The sequence below is a fragment of the Terrirhizobium terrae genome (assembly GCF_030323265.1).
In the GTDB taxonomy this organism is placed as follows: Bacteria; Pseudomonadota; Alphaproteobacteria; order Rhizobiales; family Rhizobiaceae; genus Neorhizobium.
The window spans coordinates 38,079-54,808 of sequence record NZ_CP104991.1 but is presented as its reverse complement, the minus strand read 5'-3'; the positions used below and the strand labels follow the sequence as shown (position 1 = coordinate 54,808).

At 58.9% G+C, this 16,730-nt stretch carries 18 protein-coding genes and 1 pseudogene; 15 read left to right on the top strand and 4 right to left on the bottom strand.

What is annotated here, in order from left to right; genetic code table 11:
• The first annotated feature begins 2 nt into the window (after window positions 1-2).
• The 14 genes and pseudogenes from N7E02_RS03965 to N7E02_RS03900 all read left to right on the top strand — a co-directional run bounded on the left by N7E02_RS03965 (window position 3) and on the right by N7E02_RS03900 (window position 13,263).
• Window positions 3-329, top strand: a complete 327-nt coding sequence (locus tag N7E02_RS03965; protein WP_286578796.1) for a VirB3 family type IV secretion system protein — start codon at window positions 3-5, stop codon at window positions 327-329.
• 3 nt (window positions 330-332) lie between these two features.
• Window positions 333-2,851, top strand: a pseudogene (locus N7E02_RS03960) (VirB4 family type IV secretion/conjugal transfer ATPase).
• Between the two features lie 70 nt (window positions 2,852-2,921).
• A complete protein-coding gene (locus N7E02_RS03955; protein WP_286578795.1) occupies window positions 2,922-4,034 on the top strand; it encodes a lytic transglycosylase domain-containing protein in 1,113 nt (370 codons plus the stop codon).
• 152 nt (window positions 4,035-4,186) lie between these two features.
• On the top strand, window positions 4,187-4,819 hold the full coding sequence (locus tag N7E02_RS03950) for a conjugal transfer protein (RefSeq protein WP_286578794.1): 633 nt from the start codon (window positions 4,187-4,189) through the stop codon (window positions 4,817-4,819).
• Window positions 4,816-5,025: a hypothetical protein gene (locus tag N7E02_RS03945; RefSeq protein WP_286578793.1), complete on the top strand. Its 210-nt coding sequence runs from the start codon at window positions 4,816-4,818 to the stop codon at window positions 5,023-5,025. Before N7E02_RS03950 ends, N7E02_RS03945 begins: the two co-directional genes overlap by 4 nt.
• A 40-nt stretch (window positions 5,026-5,065) precedes the next feature.
• Window positions 5,066-6,139 (top strand): TrbL/VirB6 family protein, encoded by a 1,074-nt coding sequence (locus tag N7E02_RS03940; RefSeq protein ID WP_286578792.1) that lies wholly within the window; start codon window positions 5,066-5,068, stop codon window positions 6,137-6,139.
• A gap of 57 nt (window positions 6,140-6,196) precedes the next feature.
• Entirely contained in the window at window positions 6,197-6,931 is a 735-nt protein-coding gene (locus tag N7E02_RS03935) for a VirB8 family type IV secretion system protein (RefSeq protein WP_286578791.1), read from the top strand.
• An 8-nt stretch (window positions 6,932-6,939) separates the two neighbouring features.
• The gene (locus N7E02_RS03930; protein WP_286578790.1) at window positions 6,940-7,761 is read left to right on the top strand and encodes a TrbG/VirB9 family P-type conjugative transfer protein; all 822 of its coding nucleotides are present in this window, start codon (window positions 6,940-6,942) and stop codon (window positions 7,759-7,761) included.
• A gap of 9 nt (window positions 7,762-7,770) precedes the next feature.
• Complete coding sequence (gene virB10 / locus N7E02_RS03925; protein WP_286578789.1) at window positions 7,771-9,117, top strand: type IV secretion system protein VirB10; 1,347 nt, start codon at window positions 7,771-7,773, stop codon at window positions 9,115-9,117.
• Window positions 9,114-9,803, top strand: a complete 690-nt coding sequence (locus N7E02_RS03920) for an ATPase, T2SS/T4P/T4SS family (RefSeq protein ID WP_286578788.1) — start codon at window positions 9,114-9,116, stop codon at window positions 9,801-9,803. Before virB10 ends, N7E02_RS03920 begins: the two co-directional genes overlap by 4 nt.
• A gap of 2 nt (window positions 9,804-9,805) precedes the next feature.
• Window positions 9,806-10,162 carry a CpaF/VirB11 family protein gene (locus N7E02_RS03915; RefSeq protein WP_286578787.1) on the top strand — a complete coding sequence of 119 codons (357 nt, stop codon included), beginning with the start codon at window positions 9,806-9,808 and terminating at the stop codon, window positions 10,160-10,162.
• On the top strand, window positions 10,131-10,802 hold the full coding sequence (locus N7E02_RS03910) for a hypothetical protein (protein ID WP_286578786.1): 672 nt from the start codon (window positions 10,131-10,133) through the stop codon (window positions 10,800-10,802). Before N7E02_RS03915 ends, N7E02_RS03910 begins: the two co-directional genes overlap by 32 nt.
• Entirely contained in the window at window positions 10,754-12,850 is a 2,097-nt protein-coding gene (locus N7E02_RS03905; RefSeq protein ID WP_286578785.1) for a type IV secretory system conjugative DNA transfer family protein, read from the top strand. The genes N7E02_RS03910 and N7E02_RS03905 overlap by 49 nt, the downstream gene beginning before the upstream one ends.
• Before the next feature lie 164 nt (window positions 12,851-13,014).
• Entirely contained in the window at window positions 13,015-13,263 is a 249-nt protein-coding gene (locus tag N7E02_RS03900; protein ID WP_286578784.1) for a hypothetical protein, read from the top strand.
• 22 nt (window positions 13,264-13,285) lie between these two features.
• On the opposite strand, the gene N7E02_RS03895 is transcribed toward N7E02_RS03900, so the two are convergent.
• Together N7E02_RS03895 and N7E02_RS03890 are read right to left on the bottom strand one after the other, a co-directional pair.
• Window positions 13,286-14,644, bottom strand: coding sequence for a DUF8535 domain-containing protein (locus tag N7E02_RS03895; protein ID WP_286578783.1), 1,359 nt, complete (start codon window positions 14,642-14,644; stop codon window positions 13,286-13,288).
• A gap of 12 nt (window positions 14,645-14,656) precedes the next feature.
• Window positions 14,657-15,073, bottom strand: a complete 417-nt coding sequence (locus N7E02_RS03890; protein WP_286578782.1) for a hypothetical protein — start codon at window positions 15,071-15,073, stop codon at window positions 14,657-14,659.
• A gap of 218 nt (window positions 15,074-15,291) precedes the next feature.
• Between N7E02_RS03890 and N7E02_RS03885 the strand changes: the two genes are divergently transcribed.
• The gene (locus N7E02_RS03885; RefSeq protein WP_286578781.1) at window positions 15,292-15,633 is read left to right on the top strand and encodes a helix-turn-helix domain-containing protein; all 342 of its coding nucleotides are present in this window, start codon (window positions 15,292-15,294) and stop codon (window positions 15,631-15,633) included.
• A gap of 15 nt (window positions 15,634-15,648) precedes the next feature.
• On the opposite strand, the gene N7E02_RS03880 is transcribed toward N7E02_RS03885, so the two are convergent.
• Both N7E02_RS03880 and N7E02_RS03875 read right to left on the bottom strand, forming a co-directional pair.
• Complete coding sequence (locus N7E02_RS03880) at window positions 15,649-16,185, bottom strand: hypothetical protein (RefSeq protein ID WP_374730630.1); 537 nt, start codon at window positions 16,183-16,185, stop codon at window positions 15,649-15,651.
• A gap of 211 nt (window positions 16,186-16,396) precedes the next feature.
• Window positions 16,397-16,711, bottom strand: coding sequence for a hypothetical protein (locus tag N7E02_RS03875; RefSeq protein ID WP_286578779.1), 315 nt, complete (start codon window positions 16,709-16,711; stop codon window positions 16,397-16,399).
• Window positions 16,712-16,730: the final 19 nt, after the last annotated feature.

Sequence of the window (16,730 nt, the reverse complement as noted above, 5' to 3'; positions counted from 1 at the left end):
TCATGGTGAGCGCCGCGACCACGATCGACGGGGCCGATGAGACCATCGAGTCCTATCCCATCATTCTTGCGCTGACACGTCCACCGACGGTCATGGGAATCCCCTACACCTATTTTCTCGCCGAATGCTTCGTGTCGCTGATGGTGTTCATGATCCTTGGCTCGATCCTATGGTTCCCGGCCACGTTCATCGTTCTCCACGGCATTCTCTACGTGCTCACCGTCAAGCTCGATCTTTGGTTTTTCGACATCGTTGGGCGGCTCAGCATGTGCGGCGTCAACCTCCTCGGCCGCCGCTTGGGCGGCGGCATCAGGACCTATGGAGTATAGGCGATGAGCACGATGGCACGATCCTTGAAGGGAAGCCTGTCGAAAGGTTGGGAGATCTTCGCGGACAAAAGCGTCGCGACCCATGTCCCTTTCTATGTCCCAATCGAAAATGGCATCATGCGGTTGAAGAACGACTGCCTGGTCTCGACCATGCAACTGACCGGGTTCTCCTTCGAGACCGCCGATATCGAAACCATCAACATGTTGCAGCGCCAGCGCAACGCAGCCTTCCGTGCAATCTCCTCGATCGGCAACTTCGCACTCTACACGCATGTCATCAGGCGCAAGGTCGCGCCATCGCTACCCTCGACCTTTGCCGATCCGTTCATGCAGCGTCTCGATCATGTCTATCAATCGAGCATTTCCAGGAACGAGATGTTCGTGAACGACACTTATGTCACGCTGGTCGTTCGGCCTTTGTTCAAAAAGGGCTCGACGCTCTCTCGCGTCATGGGCATCGGCGGCAATGTCGTCCGCAAGGAGCAGTTCCGGGCGATGCGCGACCGGCTGGTCGAGGCGACCCGCGCGCTGGAAAAGTCGCTTGCCGTCTACAGTCCGAAGGTTCTGCGCGACGTTCAGCGTATCGAGGCCGATCTCGGCAATGGTCGCGCGGTCTACAAGGCAATCGCCGACGATGCCGTCCTGGAGGAGGGCGCTCGAAAGGTCTGGTTCTCCGAACAATGCGAGTTCTTTTACACCCTGCTCAATGGTGGGCGCGTGCGTCCGGTCCGCCTCGGCAATACCCCGATTGACGAGATGCTACCGGCGCGCCGCACTTCGATCGGCAACCGCCTCATTCATCTTGAAGGCGATACGACTGGCGACGACCGGTATGCCGCCATGGTGTCGCTGAAGGAATATCCGCCCGAGACCGGTGCTGGCATGCTCGACTACATCCTCAAGCTGCCGTTCGAAATGGTGCTGACCCAGTCGATGTCCTTCGTCGACGACATGTCCGCGCGTGGCCGCATCGAGCGTCTCGATCGGCAAATGTCGAAAGCGGACGAGGGCGGATCGAGTGTCCAGGCCAATCTCGACATCGCTCGCGACGAGCTTGCCCGCAAGCGTGTCGCCTTCACCGAACATCATCTGACCGTCATGCCTATCGCCAAATCCATCGCGCAGCTCGACGATGCGGTTGCCCTGATCGGTAATGAACTGGGCGCGCTTGGCGCATCCTATGTCCGCGAAGACCTCAATACGGAGCCGGCCTACTGGGCGCAGCTTCCGGGAAATCAGGCCTATATCGCACGCCGCGCGATGATCTCGACGTTGAACTGTGCCGGATTGAGCAGCTTTCATGCCTATCCCTATGGCAAGCCGGACGGCAATCATTGGGGACCGGCGATCACGATTTTCGAGACGACGTCAGGTACGCCATTCTTCTTCAGTTTCCATCAGGGCGATGTCGGGCACGCGACTGTCTTCGGGCCGACCGGATCCGGCAAGACAGTGATCATGTCCTTTCTGATCCTGCAGGCTTACCGGGTCAGCCCGCGGCTAAAAACGATCGTCTTCGACAAGGACCGGGGCCTCGACATCATGGTGAGGGCCGCAGGCGGCACATACATGACGCTTGAGCCCGGTGAACCCTCCGGTTGGAACCCGCTACTTTTGGACGACACCGAGGAAAATCGTGTTTTCCTCTATGGGCTTCTCAGCTTCATGCTGAAGCCGACAAAGGAGGGGAAACCCTCTCGCCTCAGGAAGAGGCGATTATCCGCAATGCCATCAAGTCTGTTCTGAAGACCAAGGACCGGTCCTATCGGCGCCTTTCGTCCTTGCGCGCACTTCTTGCCGGCAGCGAGCGGACAGAAGGCAGCCTGATCGCCAGGCTCGACAAGTGGGTCGACAAGGGACCCTATGCCTGGCTCTTCGACAATGCCGACGACAGTCTCGACATCTCCCGTCCGATGATCGGCTTCGATATGACATCGATCCTGGACGATCCGGCGGTTCGCACCGCGGCACTCCTCTACATGTTCCATCGCCTGGACAAGATCTACGACGGCAAGGCGCCGATCATCAATCTGATGGACGAAGCCTGGAAGCTGCTCGACGACGACGAGTTCAAGCGCACCATGAAGGACTATTTCAAGACCATCCGAAAGCGGAACGGTCTGGTGATCTTCGGGACGCAGTCGGCCGACGACGTGGTCCAATCAAGTGTCAGTCGCACCATCATCGAGCAGACCTCCACAAACATATTCTTCGCCAATCCGAAGGCCGACGAGAGCTCCTACATGGAGCATTTCGGGCTATCGCGGGCCGAGTTCGACTGGGTCAAGAACGGCGATCCGAGCTCTCGTTTCATGCTGATCAAGCAGGCGAAAAGCAGCGTGATCGCGCGTGTCGACATGTCTCACATGCCCGAATTCATCAAGGTCTTGTCCGGGCGGGAAGAGACTGTTCGCGAGGTCGAGATGCTTCGTGACGAATACGGTGACGACCCAAAGGGCTGGCTTTCGAAATTCTGCGAATGGGAGGGGGACGTGTGGGATGACCACGCCAAGACTTCCTGAACTTGCAACCGTCAGTGCGCTCGCGTTTGCCATCATCATGGTGCCCTCGGTCTCGCGCGCGCAGGTCCCGGTGATCGACGACACCCGCTTGAAAAGCGACGAGGCGACCCGCGATAGTTACGGGCCCTACCAGGCTTACACGCAAAGCGTCAAAGGTGCCTCCGGTGGGACGACCGATAGCGTCGCTCCCGGGCAGGGATCCGGAGCGCCGGCAGATTGCTCGGCGGCCGGAATGGCTGGCGATGCGGCGCCGGCCGGCCCGTCGAAACGAACCCCGAGCCAGCAGGAAGTCGCCCGCATGGTCCGGGACGAAGCGATCCGGCAGGGCGTCGATCCCAACTTTGCCATGGCGATCGCCGAGCAGGAATCGCGCTTCCGCCAATCGGCCCGTTCCGGGGTCGGTGCAACCGGCGTGATGCAGCTGATGCCGGGGACGGCAGCAGGGCTTGGTGTGAACCCCTACGACACCCAGGATAATATCCGCGGCGGGGTCAAATACATCAAGCAACTGCAGGGGATGTTCGGTGATCGCTACGATCTGATCGCTGCGGGCTACAATGCTGGCCCCTATCGTCAATCGCTTCAAAACGGCCAGATCCCGAACATTGCCGAGACCCAGGACTACGTCAAAAAGGTCTCGGCCTATTACGAGCGCAACAAGGCTGAGAATGGCGATCGGACGCCGACTGGGACAGAGACGACCGAACCTGAAGCGGTCAGCGATAACACGGGCTGCGGCGAACAGCTGAAAAGGGCCATCGATCGCAACACAAAGGCGCAGGTCGATCGCGCGAACATCTGGAATGCGTTCGCCCAGAAATCCCTTGAAGCAAACCAGCAATATCTCCGGCGCCTCCAGGCCGGCCTGAAATCGTCATCTGCCAGTCTCCGAGGCTCGGGCGGCGGGAATTCCAAGGATAACGACGGGTCGTTGGTGATGGTGCAAATCCAGTGCCCGACAAAAATCATCGATACGGGCAGCACACGCTGCGTTGCCGTCCCAGTAAACGCCACGACAGAGCAGATACAGCGCTGGCTTGAGGACTTTCAGGATGCGGCGCGTACCAATGGTGACACAGCGACTTTCTCGGCGATGGACGATCCGGTGCTTGGATTGGTGACGGTCGTCGATGCCCGACCCACGGAAAACCGACGAAACAGCAAAGGAGAGGCTTATGAATAGGATTGTTCTTGCAATCGGGCTTGGCCTGATCGCCGCGCCACATGCCCTCGCACAGGTTCCAGTGAAGGATCTCGGAAAATATCGCGGCAGCTCAGGAAATCGAGCGGCTGTCGAAACAGATCCAGCAGGATACGTCGGTCGTCAAGGATAATGTGACGAAGACCCTGCAGGCGATCGTCGGCGATCGCACACAGGATGCCAGCCAGTTTGCCAAGCTCGCCACCGGCAATGGCTTCAGCATGGGGCAGGCACCTGACTTCAATTCGATCCTGTCGAGCAACCAGGCTGTGTTCGGCGGTATCAGCGGCCAGTTCCAGAACACGGCTGCCAAGCTGATCAACGGTCTCAATCTTGTGAAAATGGTGGTCGACACCGCCAAGGGCGGCGAACTGTCCGGGGCCAATCAGGCCTATTCTCAAGGGACCAACGCCTTGACGACGCTGACGGCGCTGACCGACGCGATGAACAGCGCGACGAAAGACCGCCAAAATTCCTTCATGCAGGCGACCGAGAAGATCGGCTCGGCGCAGGACGTGAAAGGCGCTCTGGAACAGAACACCCAGATGGTGCTGCAGGGAAACCAGACCGCCAATGAGGCAGTCGGCTCACTCAACAACCAGGTCTTGCTGTTAAACCAGCAATATAAAGCGGCTCTGGCGACCTCTTCGCAAAACCTGAAGACCTTCGCTACGCTCCCGGACAGTGTCATCCGTGATGAGGGGAAAAGCACCGAGACGTCGTCGGTGCGCGATCAGCTGAAGGCGTTCGAGGAGCAGTCCCCGTGAAGGTTCTTGTCACGATGGTCGGCACTATCCTGGCTCTCGGCGGCTGTGCCGGAAAGCACGAACAGCTGGCAAAATGCTCGGCCGACGAAAGCCCGGTCCCCGCGCTCGGCTACAGGCAGGACCCACAGCCTGCCCCGCTTGGGCCAGCGTTCGACGCGGTGTTGCCGCACCACTGCGGCCCGATGCGACCGGTCAGTCACTTCTGACCGGCAATTCCAGCCCGACAACAGGGTTTGAGGGAACGAGATGGATCCAGTCAGCTACGCGATCAATTTCTATGGCGATGCGCTCAGATATTTCGACAAGATCAATGAGGCTTCGCTGGAGCGGGCATGGGGGCTGTTTGCCGAAAACAGCGACCTTGTCAGCGCCGTACTGGCTATCTTCCTGGCCCTGTATTTCCTTCTCGCAGCACTCGGGCAAACTAATATTTCGTTGTCGGATGTGGCGATTACGGGCTTCAAAGTCGCACTCGCCTATGCATTGATCATGTCCTGGGCGACATTCTACCACAATATCGGGCAGTTCGTGCTGTCCACGCCGCAGGATATCGGCTCAGCGATTTCTTCGGCGATGGGTGGCGGGTCGGCTGGTGTGGACCTGGCTCAACAGGTCGCGTCGATGGCGCGCAAGGTCTACGACTTCGCCATGAAGCTATTCAATTCCTACGAGTCTGGCTGGCTGCCGAACGTCACCGGCGCGGTGGTGGTCTTCATTGTCCTGGTCTTCGGCCTATTGCCGATGTTGCTGATCCTCACCGGCGTTACACTGTTTGCCAAGATGATCACAGCTGTCATGCTGGCGATCGGTCCGATTGCCATCCTTTGCTATTTCTTCGGCATCACCCGCTTTGTGTTCGACGCCTGGGTCAAGGGCATCGCCTTCGGCATGTTCATGCTTCTTTTCACCTACATCATGGCCGGCCTCTCGTTCGGCTTTCTGGTCGGCATGATGGACACAATCAACGATGACATGGCCACAAGCGAGAATGCGCTCGCGATCGTCGTCGCCATGGTGCTCTACCTCGCACTTATCGCCTATTTCATTTTGCAGATCCCGGACGTCGCCAGAACCTTCGCCTACGGCTCCGCGTCATCCCAAATCCCCACAGGAGGTGGTGCCGACATCCTTTATGGGGCAACGCGACATGCACTGTCGTCCAGCAATTCGCGCGGTGGGCAGGCCGCCGCGGCGGCACTTGGTATGTTGGTCGGGCCGCAAGGTGCGCTTACGGCATCTGCACTTGTTGGGCGCCGCACGATTGCTGCGTCGGGTTCGCTCGGCCGAATGCTGACCATGCGACGGCGTAACGGCGGATGAGATCGCGCCGTTCATCGGCCGGCATCCTTTTCATAGCAGGAATTTTGGGGATAGATTTTGGCACTCTTCAAGAGACAGATACGCACCGCGTCGACCGATCAGGTTGCCGGTCCACAAGAGATTTACGATCAACACCATTCCTGGGGCGAGAAGAACCGGTCGCTGCGGACATTGATCGGTATGATCCTGATGGTGTTTGCGCTCGCCGGCTGGGCCATCGCCGGCATCCTGTCATTCTCGGTCGCGCAACTCTTCCCGCTTGTGCGCACTGAGGTCGTGCCTCTGATCGTCGACAAGAATACAGGCTACATGGAGACCGTCACGACACTCGACAAAGATCGCGCAAGCGTCTCGGAACTTCCGGCGGTGCAGGCGTCCTTCGTCGGGAACTATGTCATCCGTCGAGAAACATACGACCCCCGCTACCTCTCAGACAATTTCGACATGATAGCTCTCTGGTCCGAGCCGAATTCGGCGACCTTCAAGGACTACGAGGACTGGATGAACCCGAGCAATCCACGCGGTCCGGTCAAAACCATGGGCGCGACCGGCGACATCCGTCCCGAGATCCTGTCGGTCAATCCACTCAATGCTTCGACCATGGCCGTGCGTTTCGAAACACGCGAGCGGCGCCGCGGCGGGGATGTCGTCAATCGATGGTCAGCGACCGTGCGGTATCGGCAGATCAATCTTCCGGCGAGCAATCGCGTGCGTCTCTACAATCCGCTCGGCTTTGTCGTGACGGAATACGCCAAGGTTCCGGAAAACATGCCATCGGGGCTCGTGCCATGAAGCGATGGATGATTGCACTTTCCGTCTTGGCGGTTCTTGAGCCGACGATCGCGAATGCCGAATTGCTGGCACGACCGGGCAGGCTCGACCCGCGCATCCGCTCGCTGCCCTATTCCGCCGAGCAGGTCTTCCAGGTGACGGGCACTTACGGTCTGGTGACCACCATCCTGTTTGGCTCCGACGAGGACATCACGCAGGTCGTCGCCGGCGATACCGTCTCCTGGCAGATCCTCACCTCTGCCGACAGGCGGTCGCTGACCCTGAAGCCAATGGAGAAGGATGCCGCGACCAATCTTTCCGTGGTGACGACAAAGCGCACCTATTCCTTTGATCTGCGGGTCAACGACAGCAAGGCGATGCAAAATCAGACCTTCAAGCTGAAGTTCACCTATCCGGAAGACGCCGGTCTCAAGGGAACGGCCGAGCTCTGGAAACAGGCGCAGGATGCGCAGCGCAATCCGAACATCAAGAACATCCGCCGCGACAAGGTCAACTATGACTATGGCTTCAAAGGCAACGATGCGGCCAAGCCCGTCTGGGTCTTTGACGACGGGCTGAAGACCTTCATGAAATTCTCTGGCGATATTCCGGCAATCTTCATCGTCGATGCGAAGCGCAGGGAAAGCCTCGTGAACTATCGGCGGGAGGCGGATTACATCGTCATCGACAAGGTCTCGCGGCAATGGTCGCTGCGCTATGGGACTGAGGAAGAGACATGTCTCTTCAATCTGCGGACCGTGCCCACCGACATCCCCGCGCCGATTGAAGGTGCCGTGGCCCCGAAGCGTTTGCGCGGCGCAAGCAGACTGCAGCAATCGCAATCGAGATAGGAGGGCACAATGTCGGATCCCAACTTCAATGCGCCCAACTATCGCTCGCTGGATGGTGATGCGTCGCTTGGCGGACCGGTCAGGCGGGCCGGGATCGGCCTGATGCGCCCATTTGCAGTGGTTGCAGCGATCGCCGTCGTAGGCGTTGTCCTCTATTTCCTTCTGTCCAGCGGTGAAAAGGAGCAGGTCGTCGACAACACGCCGCGCGAGGAATTCCGCCCGGTGCAGACGCCCCGAAACGAGGGCTTCAGACCACCCGCACCACCGCCATTGCCGACCGTGCAGGTGCCGGAGGCGCCGCCTCCACCACCGCCGCCGGCCCCCGTTGTGCCGGCTGCTGCCCCCGCACTTCCGCCGGCGGACGTCGATTGCACCAGAGGCAAGAACCCGGACAATCCGCGTTGCATCGAGCTCGCCCGTCAGGCCAAGCTGCTTGAGCGCGTACGGTCCTCGGCCTTGGTCTTCGACAAGACGAATGACGCGCAGGGTGCTGCACAGGCCACGACCTCGGGGGCGGGTGCTGCGCCATTTGGCATGGGATCGGCTACGGGCGCTGATGCCGCACCCGCATCCGACAATGGCGGAGCGGTCGACGGGGACCGGGCGTTCCTCAAGGCAATGGGTGGGCAGGGTGTCCAGGTCTCGGTTGCGACCGAGAACCGCCGGACCGATGCATGGATCCCACAAGGGACGATGATCCGCGGGACATTGGAGACCGCCATCAATTCCGATCTCGCCGGCATGGTGAAGGGGATCGTGCGAGAGGATGTCTATTCCTTCGACGGGCGACGAATACTGATCCCCGCCGGTTCATCCTTGATCGGCGACTACAAGTCCGGTGTCGAGCGCGGGCAGGAACGGATCCTGATCGTCTGGACAAGAATGATCAGGGGCGACGGCGTTTCGGTGCAGCTTGGCTCTTACGGAACCGACCGCCTAGGGCGCTCGGGCATGACCGGCACTGTCGACCGGAAATATTGGGAGCGGTTCGGGCCGCCGGCGCTCATGACCCTGATTGGAGGTGCCACCCAGTACATCGCGCAGCTCGGTCAAAAGGAAAATCAGTACATCACCGTGGTCAACAGTGACGGAAGCGTCACGCGGATCCCCCAAGGCAGCGGCGACACATCCCAGGATCGCGCCCGCCAGATCGCTGCCGAGACGATCGCATCCGGTATCCAGCAACTGGGTACTGAAGCATTCCAGGATAGCCGCAACATTCGGCCGACCATCCATATCAGCCAAGGCTCCGACATCAATGTCTTCGTCACACGCGACCTCGATTTCGCCGGCCTCTACCCCGATCCGGTCCGCGAAGAGTTCGATCGGTTGCGCAAGCAAAAAGGTGGCAAATGAACGCCCGCCCAGTAATCTCAGCAGAGCATCATTTTCTGGCCGAGGCTTTGCAGCCGATCCGGCACTTTCTCGACGATCCAGGCATTGTCGAGATATCCTGCCAGGCCAATAACGAGGTCTGGCTCGAGAGGATCGGCCATCTCGCGATGGTAAGGGAGCATATCGAAGGTCTCGACCAGGAAGCGATCCGCCACATGGCGTCCCGCGCGGCCTCTTTCACGAAGCAGACGGTCAATGCCGAGAACCCGCTGCTGTCGGCGACCCTTACCGGCGGGGAGCGTGTCCAGTTCGTGCTCAACCCGACGTCTGCGACCGGCCACGCGTTTTCGATCCGCAAGCAGTTCATTCGTCGCTTCGACCTGAACGACTATGAGCGGGCCGGCGCTTTCCGCTTCACCAAGGTCACCGGTGGCGACTATATCGATAACGTCGACATCGAATTGTCCCGCCTTCTGAGGGCGCGACAAGTCCGCGCCTTCCTCGAACTCGCGGCGGTCAACCATCGAAGCATGCTGATCTCAGGCGGCACGTCGACCGGTAAGACCACCTTCCTCAACACGATGCTGACAGCCGTCCCCAATCAGGAACGGTTCATCCTGATGCAGGACACCGCCGAGCTCGAACCCCGACAGGAAAATGTCGTGTCCCTGCTCGTGTCCAAAGGTGGGCAGGGGAGGCGAGGGTGACGATGAGCGACCTTCTCGCCACAGCATTGCGCCTGAGGCCTGACCGGATTTTCATGGGAGAGCTGCGAGGTGACGAGGCGTTCGACTTCCTCAATGCCATCAATACGGGGCATCCCGGCTCGATGTCGACGATCCATGCAAACTCGCCGCATCACGCCTTCAATCGTCTCTCGACGCTGGTGCTCAATAGCAATGTACGCATGGAGCGGGACGATATCATTCGTTACATCCGCTCCATCATCCCGATCGTGGTCCAGCTGAAGAAGAGCGACGCCGCCGGCGGCCGCGGCGTCAGCGAGATCTATTTTGCCGATGAGGTCGATGAAGATGGCAAGCGTATCCACTCCCAGCGAGATTGAGCGCCCGAAATGGTCTGGCCTGCAGAAGGCGTCGCCGCTCACCCTTCCCTTCGCGATCCTCGGTGCGCTTGGCCTGTGGCTCTTCATATTCGCCACGATCTACGACGCCTATATCGTCTCGTTTGGGCAGGGGTCCTATTTCGACTATGTTAGTGCGGTGCGCTTTACCGACGCCATGCGCTACACATGGTCGATCATCCACACGAGAAACACAGTCGGACTGTCCGTCCTCGCTTTCGCGCTGTCGTCGCCGTTCCTATTCTTCGTTTTGAGCCTTTGGATGTTGAAGGCTGGAAAGGCCTTGTCGCGCAAGATCCTCTATCTGCTCCATGTCCGGTCGATGTTCAGCCTGATCGCGCTAACCGCCTTGATCTTCGCCGCCGCCTATGGCGGCGTCATAATCTACGGCATTGCCTTTTACATGGTCGCGACGAAGGCGGGGAGCACGCCGAGATCGCCAGCTATTACGGCAACCATCTTGCCGCCATGTATCAGGCCCCTTTCGGGACCACGGACGCGGCCGGCGGCTGTCACAAGCCCTCGCGCCAGACCGTCTTTGCGGCGTTGGCTGGTCTTGCCGCTGCAGGTGCCTTGGTTGGCTTTCCGATCGGAGCCGCGATCCAGAAGCGTCAGCGGATGATCATGGGACGGGCAAGGCTTGCGACGCTGAAAGATGCTGCTGATTTTCGACTGCGAGACAAGCATGGCATCGTGCTCGGCCTGAAACAGGGGTTGCTTCTGCGCAATGACGGCGACCAGCATGTCATGGTCATCGGTTCGCCCGGCCAGGGAAAATCGCGCGGCTTCGTCATCCCGACGATGATGAGCTTTGAAGGGTCGCAGGTCGTGCTCGATATGAGCGGCGAGCTTTTCGATGAGACCTCGGGCTACCTTAAGGACAAGGGCTACGACATCTTTCTTCTGGCGCCGGGCTCCCGATTTACCGATGGCTATAATCCGCTGGATTTGATCAGCTCGGAGCCAAACCAGCGGATTACCGATCTTCAGAAGCTGACGCAAATGCTGCTTCCCGAGCGGCTCCGCTCGGATTCCTCCGACTTTTGGGAAGAGAGCGCCAGGATTCTGCTGACGGCGATGCTCGGCTTTGTCCTGGAGTGCCCGGATACCCGCAAATCGCTGAGCGAGCTCTATCGCATCCTCAACTCCATGTCAGACGAGCGAAAGGCGATCGTCCAGCTTCTGGAGAATTACGACGCGGTGCTCTCCGATCAGACCCGGATGCAACTGACAAAATTTGCAGGTCGTCACGAGAAGCTCGGCGAAGGCATCGCTGCTGAAATTGTCGCCAAGCTCAACTTCCTGCAGAACCCTCTGGTCGAGGCGCTGACATCAATCACCACGATCCCGATCGATGCGATCAGAAAGCGCAAGCTCGCCATCTTTATCCAGGCGGGCTGGAATGCCATTCAGATCTACGAGCGGCTGATCTCGATGTTCATCCAGCAAATGGCTGACAAGCTGGTGCAGCTTGGGCCATTGCCGAACGGCGAGCACGAAGTCCTGATGATGCTCGACGAGTTCGGCAATGGCGGCCGCATCGACACCGTACTGACTCTGGCTCCGCTTATCCGCAAAAATGGGGTTCGTTTCGTGTTCATTCTTCAGGATGGCGCTCAGCTTGAACGCCTTTATCAACGGTCCGGCCAGAAAATTCTGATGGGGGCTTCGACGATCAAGCTGTTCATGAACTTCCAGAATCAGGAGGATGCGAGCGCGGTCTCCCTGGCGGCGGGCAAGACGACTGAATGGGTCGATCAGTCTTCCTATTCGCATCGTCATGGCCGCAGACAACGGTCGATCTCAAAGGTGCCGGTTTCAGTCGATCTGCTTCCCGTCAATACGCTGATGATGATGAAGCCGGAAGAGGCGATCCTGCAGGTGACTGGAATGCCATTGATGCGGATCATGAAGCTCGATTCCGGCGGCGAACGCATGTTTGCCAAGGTGCGCAGGTTCAAGCCGATAGCAAAGCCCTGCATGGAGCCGGTTGAATGGACGATGCAGCAGGGCGCCCGGGCTGCCTCAGGTGACGATGCTGCGCCAAAGGCGCTGCGGCAAAATCCGCAAGACTTGCGGTTCGTCGTCAAGCAAGGTGTGCGGCAAGTCTATATCTCCTCGCTTGACGAGCTTCGCCATCGCCTCGATCTGGACGAGACGCGCGAGCTTGGCGTCGCTGAAGGCAAGCCATCATCAGAGAAGCCGGAAGCGGTCCTGAAGTCTCAGCCGAAGCGGGCTTCGAGTGTATGCGGGAAGACGAAAATCTTCCCGCCACCGCCGCCAGAAACAGGCGTCATCAATATCGAGATCGACGAGGAGGCGTTGGGCCGGAGGGTCTATCCCGGATCGCCGCGCGCCCGGGACCAGGTCCCATCGCTCGTGCCAGTCTCGCCTGCTGAGGGGGATGTGGCATCATACGGCGAACCAGTCCTTCGACGACAGGACGTCAGGAAGGTATTCGGCGATGACATTCAGGCTCTGAATGAAGCGATATTCCAGCAGAAAGATAGGGTCATCGATCCGATCGAGCTCAACAGGGACGTCGACCTGCTGATCCAGAACCTATCCGATCGGCTTTCGGACGACGCGTCGAGAAACCATTTGCGGGAGTTCGCAGAGGCGGCACGCGACCCGTTACGCGAGGATCTTGTCCACGTCGAGGAGCCATAAGCGGCGATCGGCTGCGAAGCCCTTTCGTATTTGAAAGAGGGACCAGTATGCGTGACATAATACATTTCTCAGCTCATGACGTTTCAACGCGTTCCAACCACAAGCTTTTCGTTGCCGCGGCTAAGGCGGACGCGGGTCTATGGTTGATGTTCAAGGAACGGGAGATGGAGATGCGTGCGCAAAGGGCCGCACTGACGAAAAGCGCGAGACCAGAGCAGGCCCTCGTCCAAAGCGAATTGAAGGCATCCTTTTCGGAACTCGCGGGCGCCCTGGTGAGAAGGATATTCGGCAACTGCCCGCCAGAGGTGATTGCCTTCTTCGAAGCTCGGCGGCTTGAAGCTGCCAACACGGAGATCGATTCCACCACATCAGGCCACGAGCACACTGAAGCCGGCAATCCTAAGGACGGCTAATCGGAACTTCCTGTGATGCGGTCTATGGCGCGACCTTTGGATGGCGAAGCTGCTCGAGGCCCCATTCCATCAAGCGCCGAGCGGACCTTGCGGCGTGATCCCCCGCAAGATCAGCCGGTGTGATGTGAAAGACTGGCCCAATCCGTTCCATTCGCGGCAGTGCTTTTGCTTTCGCAGCCTGGTAGTCCTTGGTCTCTCTTCCCATCGCTTCGACAATGAGCTTGATGGATGGATGATCTTTATAGGTAGCGTCGATGACGAAATCGGGCCGGCACAGGCCGATCGGTGTCTCGATCGCAAACAGCGGTTTGATGATCCGGACCCTGAGGTCCGGCAGGGCCTCGAATAAGGCATCCTGCAACCAGAACAGCAGATGGGAAATTTGTCTTTCGAAACCCGATTCGACCGGGAAGAGTGTGTCGGGATTATAGACGGGTTGGGCATACGCCTGAATTGCCCGAACCGGCCCGTCATCATCATCCCCGAAATCGGCGTTGAGCAGGACCAGAAATGGTCCCCGCTGTGATGAATCGCCTTGCAAAGGCTGGCGAACCTTGCCCATAATATCAATCCTGCGCGCAGACGATGCCGGCATGACAGACTGTGCGGACACACTCTTGGCGTAAAGGAGCATAAATCCAGTGCGACGAACCGTTAGGGGCCATTCGTTGCGCGACGCGGCCAGCAATCTCTGCCAGCGGCTGTCGCCATCCCAGTAATCAGCGGCCCAGGTTGAAGTCAGCGCATTGAGGGTCCAGGTTCGCAACACGCGGAATTCCTTCGCGGACGCGCGCATCCGCGATAGCTGCCCGCTGAGAGAAAAGACGTGCTGCTCCTGCAAAGGAGGGACGATGTTGATCTCAGCCCTTTCGAGGATGCGCCACAAAATGCTCCCGAGCCGAGATGGCCGGTCATTTCGCTCGCGCGGCCGAGGGCGTTCCCGTTCGGAAAGATCGGCAAGACCGTCTGGCATGGCTGGCAGCGGATCGACGTAGAGACGGTCAGGCTTGAGGATCGGTCGTATCTGAAAATGCCGATCGATCAGTGCAGGAGCACCATCCTTGTCGACATGAAACGGGCAGGCTTCCGCGTGATTAGGACGCCCATCCTGCTGATGATCTTCCGGTCTTCTGGCGGTCAGCCGTCGCAGCGTGAAAGTATGTTCCTGCTGGATCGGCGCCAACAAGGGTGAGGCTCGCCCTGCCATGCAGTCGCAGGCGATCCAACCGCCCATGATTTTTGCCCGTTGAATGATTGCAAGCGCGGTTCCTTCGTCCTCCTCCGTTGCCGCGTTTCCGTACCAGCGATGCAAGGCAGATCTTTCCGCTTGGCTGAGTGTCTCGAGCTCGTGCCCAGGGCTATTTCGCACGACGATCCGCATCCGGCGCTCCCGTCAAAAGCCAAGCAACCATAAGCGATAGCCAAGGCATCCGACGCCAGCTGCGCTTCCCGCTGCAATCGAGGTTTTTGTCCAGGCCCTCATGCCGAAAAGACCTCCCCGATCCGTCCGGGCATCCTCGAAAAGGACCGACAGGACTGTGAAGACCGGCACCACCATCGTATAGCCCAACGTCAGGACGTCTGTGGTGACAAGTTTTGCGCAGAGGAAGGAGGCTGCCAAAATGGCTGTCGCGCTAGAGATGTTTCGCCACCGAAAGCGATAGAATCCAATGAAGCTAGTAGACATTGCCACCTCCTCGGCCTTTAGTTCGATCTCATTCGGTGCAGTCTGGGCGTATCGTTCTTTGGGTGAAGAAAGCATCCGCCGGTGTGAAGAGCTGGCGACGGTCTTTAGCGATCGTTCGGTCATACAGTCCTCTTGCGGGTATCTATCACTCCGGTATAAGTCGGCGACGCTCGCGGGTGATTTAAGCGCGAGGAGCTGCCGAGTTTCAGTCGTAATTTAGATCGTGGACGTGTCATGGATCGTGGAAGCTCTCTATTCGCAAATCCTCTCAGCCTCCGCGGTCGGCTTGACATGCTTGGCTGCTGTCGGCCGACTGCAGATTGTTCTGGAGAAGGCCACCAATGAGGCGTGTGAAGGCGAAACAGGTCACCGAACCGTTGGATCCTTCAATCTTGGAGCACCTGTCGCTTTCGGAGCGGCTTGCAATCGGGTTGGATCGCTTGAAGCGAGACCGTGGCTTGCGAGCCAAGGTGCTCGCTGAGCAGCTTGGGGTGACAGAAGCGTATATGTCGCAGGTGATGCGCGGCATGCGTGATGTCAAATTGTCTACTCTCGACAAAATGGCTCGGGAGTGGAATGTGAGGATTGAGGATTTGCTGACCGTCACCGAAATCGATCTCCCGCAAGTTGCCGTGTTGCTTGCCCGGCGCCAGAAGATCAAGAAAGGCGATCTTCCGAACTGAACGACAGGCGTCCGCCTAGTCGTCGAGATTGAACCAGAACCTCTGTTTCACACCCTCGTCGTTGGGGATGTCGAAAAAATATGGGTCTGCTCGGCGAGGACGCGGAGTTGAGATCTTCCGGATGCAGCCATTGCCGCTGTCGCCGTAAACACTTCGAATGGTCGCAACGGAAACCCTGATACTGGCGTCTCGATTGCCTGAAGGGCGGCACGCGTCCACTGTCTTGATGCATCGGTCCGGCTCACCTTGCCAGCCATGCTCCCCTTGTGTGCTGTATCCCATCGTTGTACCGGCGGGACACTCTTCGTAGGGCTCATGCCCGGGTTTCCCGGCATTCGCCTCATGGCAGATCGGCCATGAGAAGCCCGGCCTTTTCATCGCGGAAATCAGCTTTGTCATGGGTGGAACGCAATAGCCGACACCGTGCCAGGAAGGGTTATGGGAGGCCGCGCATAACAGGACCTGGCATCCCCATGAAGCATCCTGCGATTTCGCCGGTGTCGCGATCAATCCTAATGCCGGGCCGACCAGAGCTGCGATAGCAAACGGCATCCGTTTCATAACATGCCTCCACTTCATATCATTGCAGTTGCTCCCAGCGACATCGTTTTTGCGAACGACATCCCGGGTCGCCTCATTTCGGCGAATGATCCTGATCCTTTGATTGATCGGCGTGCAGGATAAAGCCTCCGGCAGAGCCGATCAGGAATGCGAACGGTGTTGCAGCAACAAGCCATCCGTAGGATGATCTAGCCGACAAGGCTCAGTATCCCTCGATGCCCAGTCGTCTCAGAACTGCGGCCGGGTCAGTCTCGCAATCCTTTTTCCAGTCCTGGTGCTGAGCGCACGCATAGGCGTATTGGCTGAGATCCGCCGATGACAGATCGGCGAGGCGATTGCCGACGACCTTCCATTCCTGGACGGCGGCCGGGTCGCAGCCAGCGCCCGCGGCACCGCAGGCATTCGGGTCGCGGCTTTCGATCTGGGACGGCGTGACAGCATCTTGAGCAAGGCCTGCGGCCGCGTTCGATACGACGAGGATCAGTGCGATCGGCAAGGGTTTACATAAGCGAAGCATCTAGCCTCCATTCGCATGG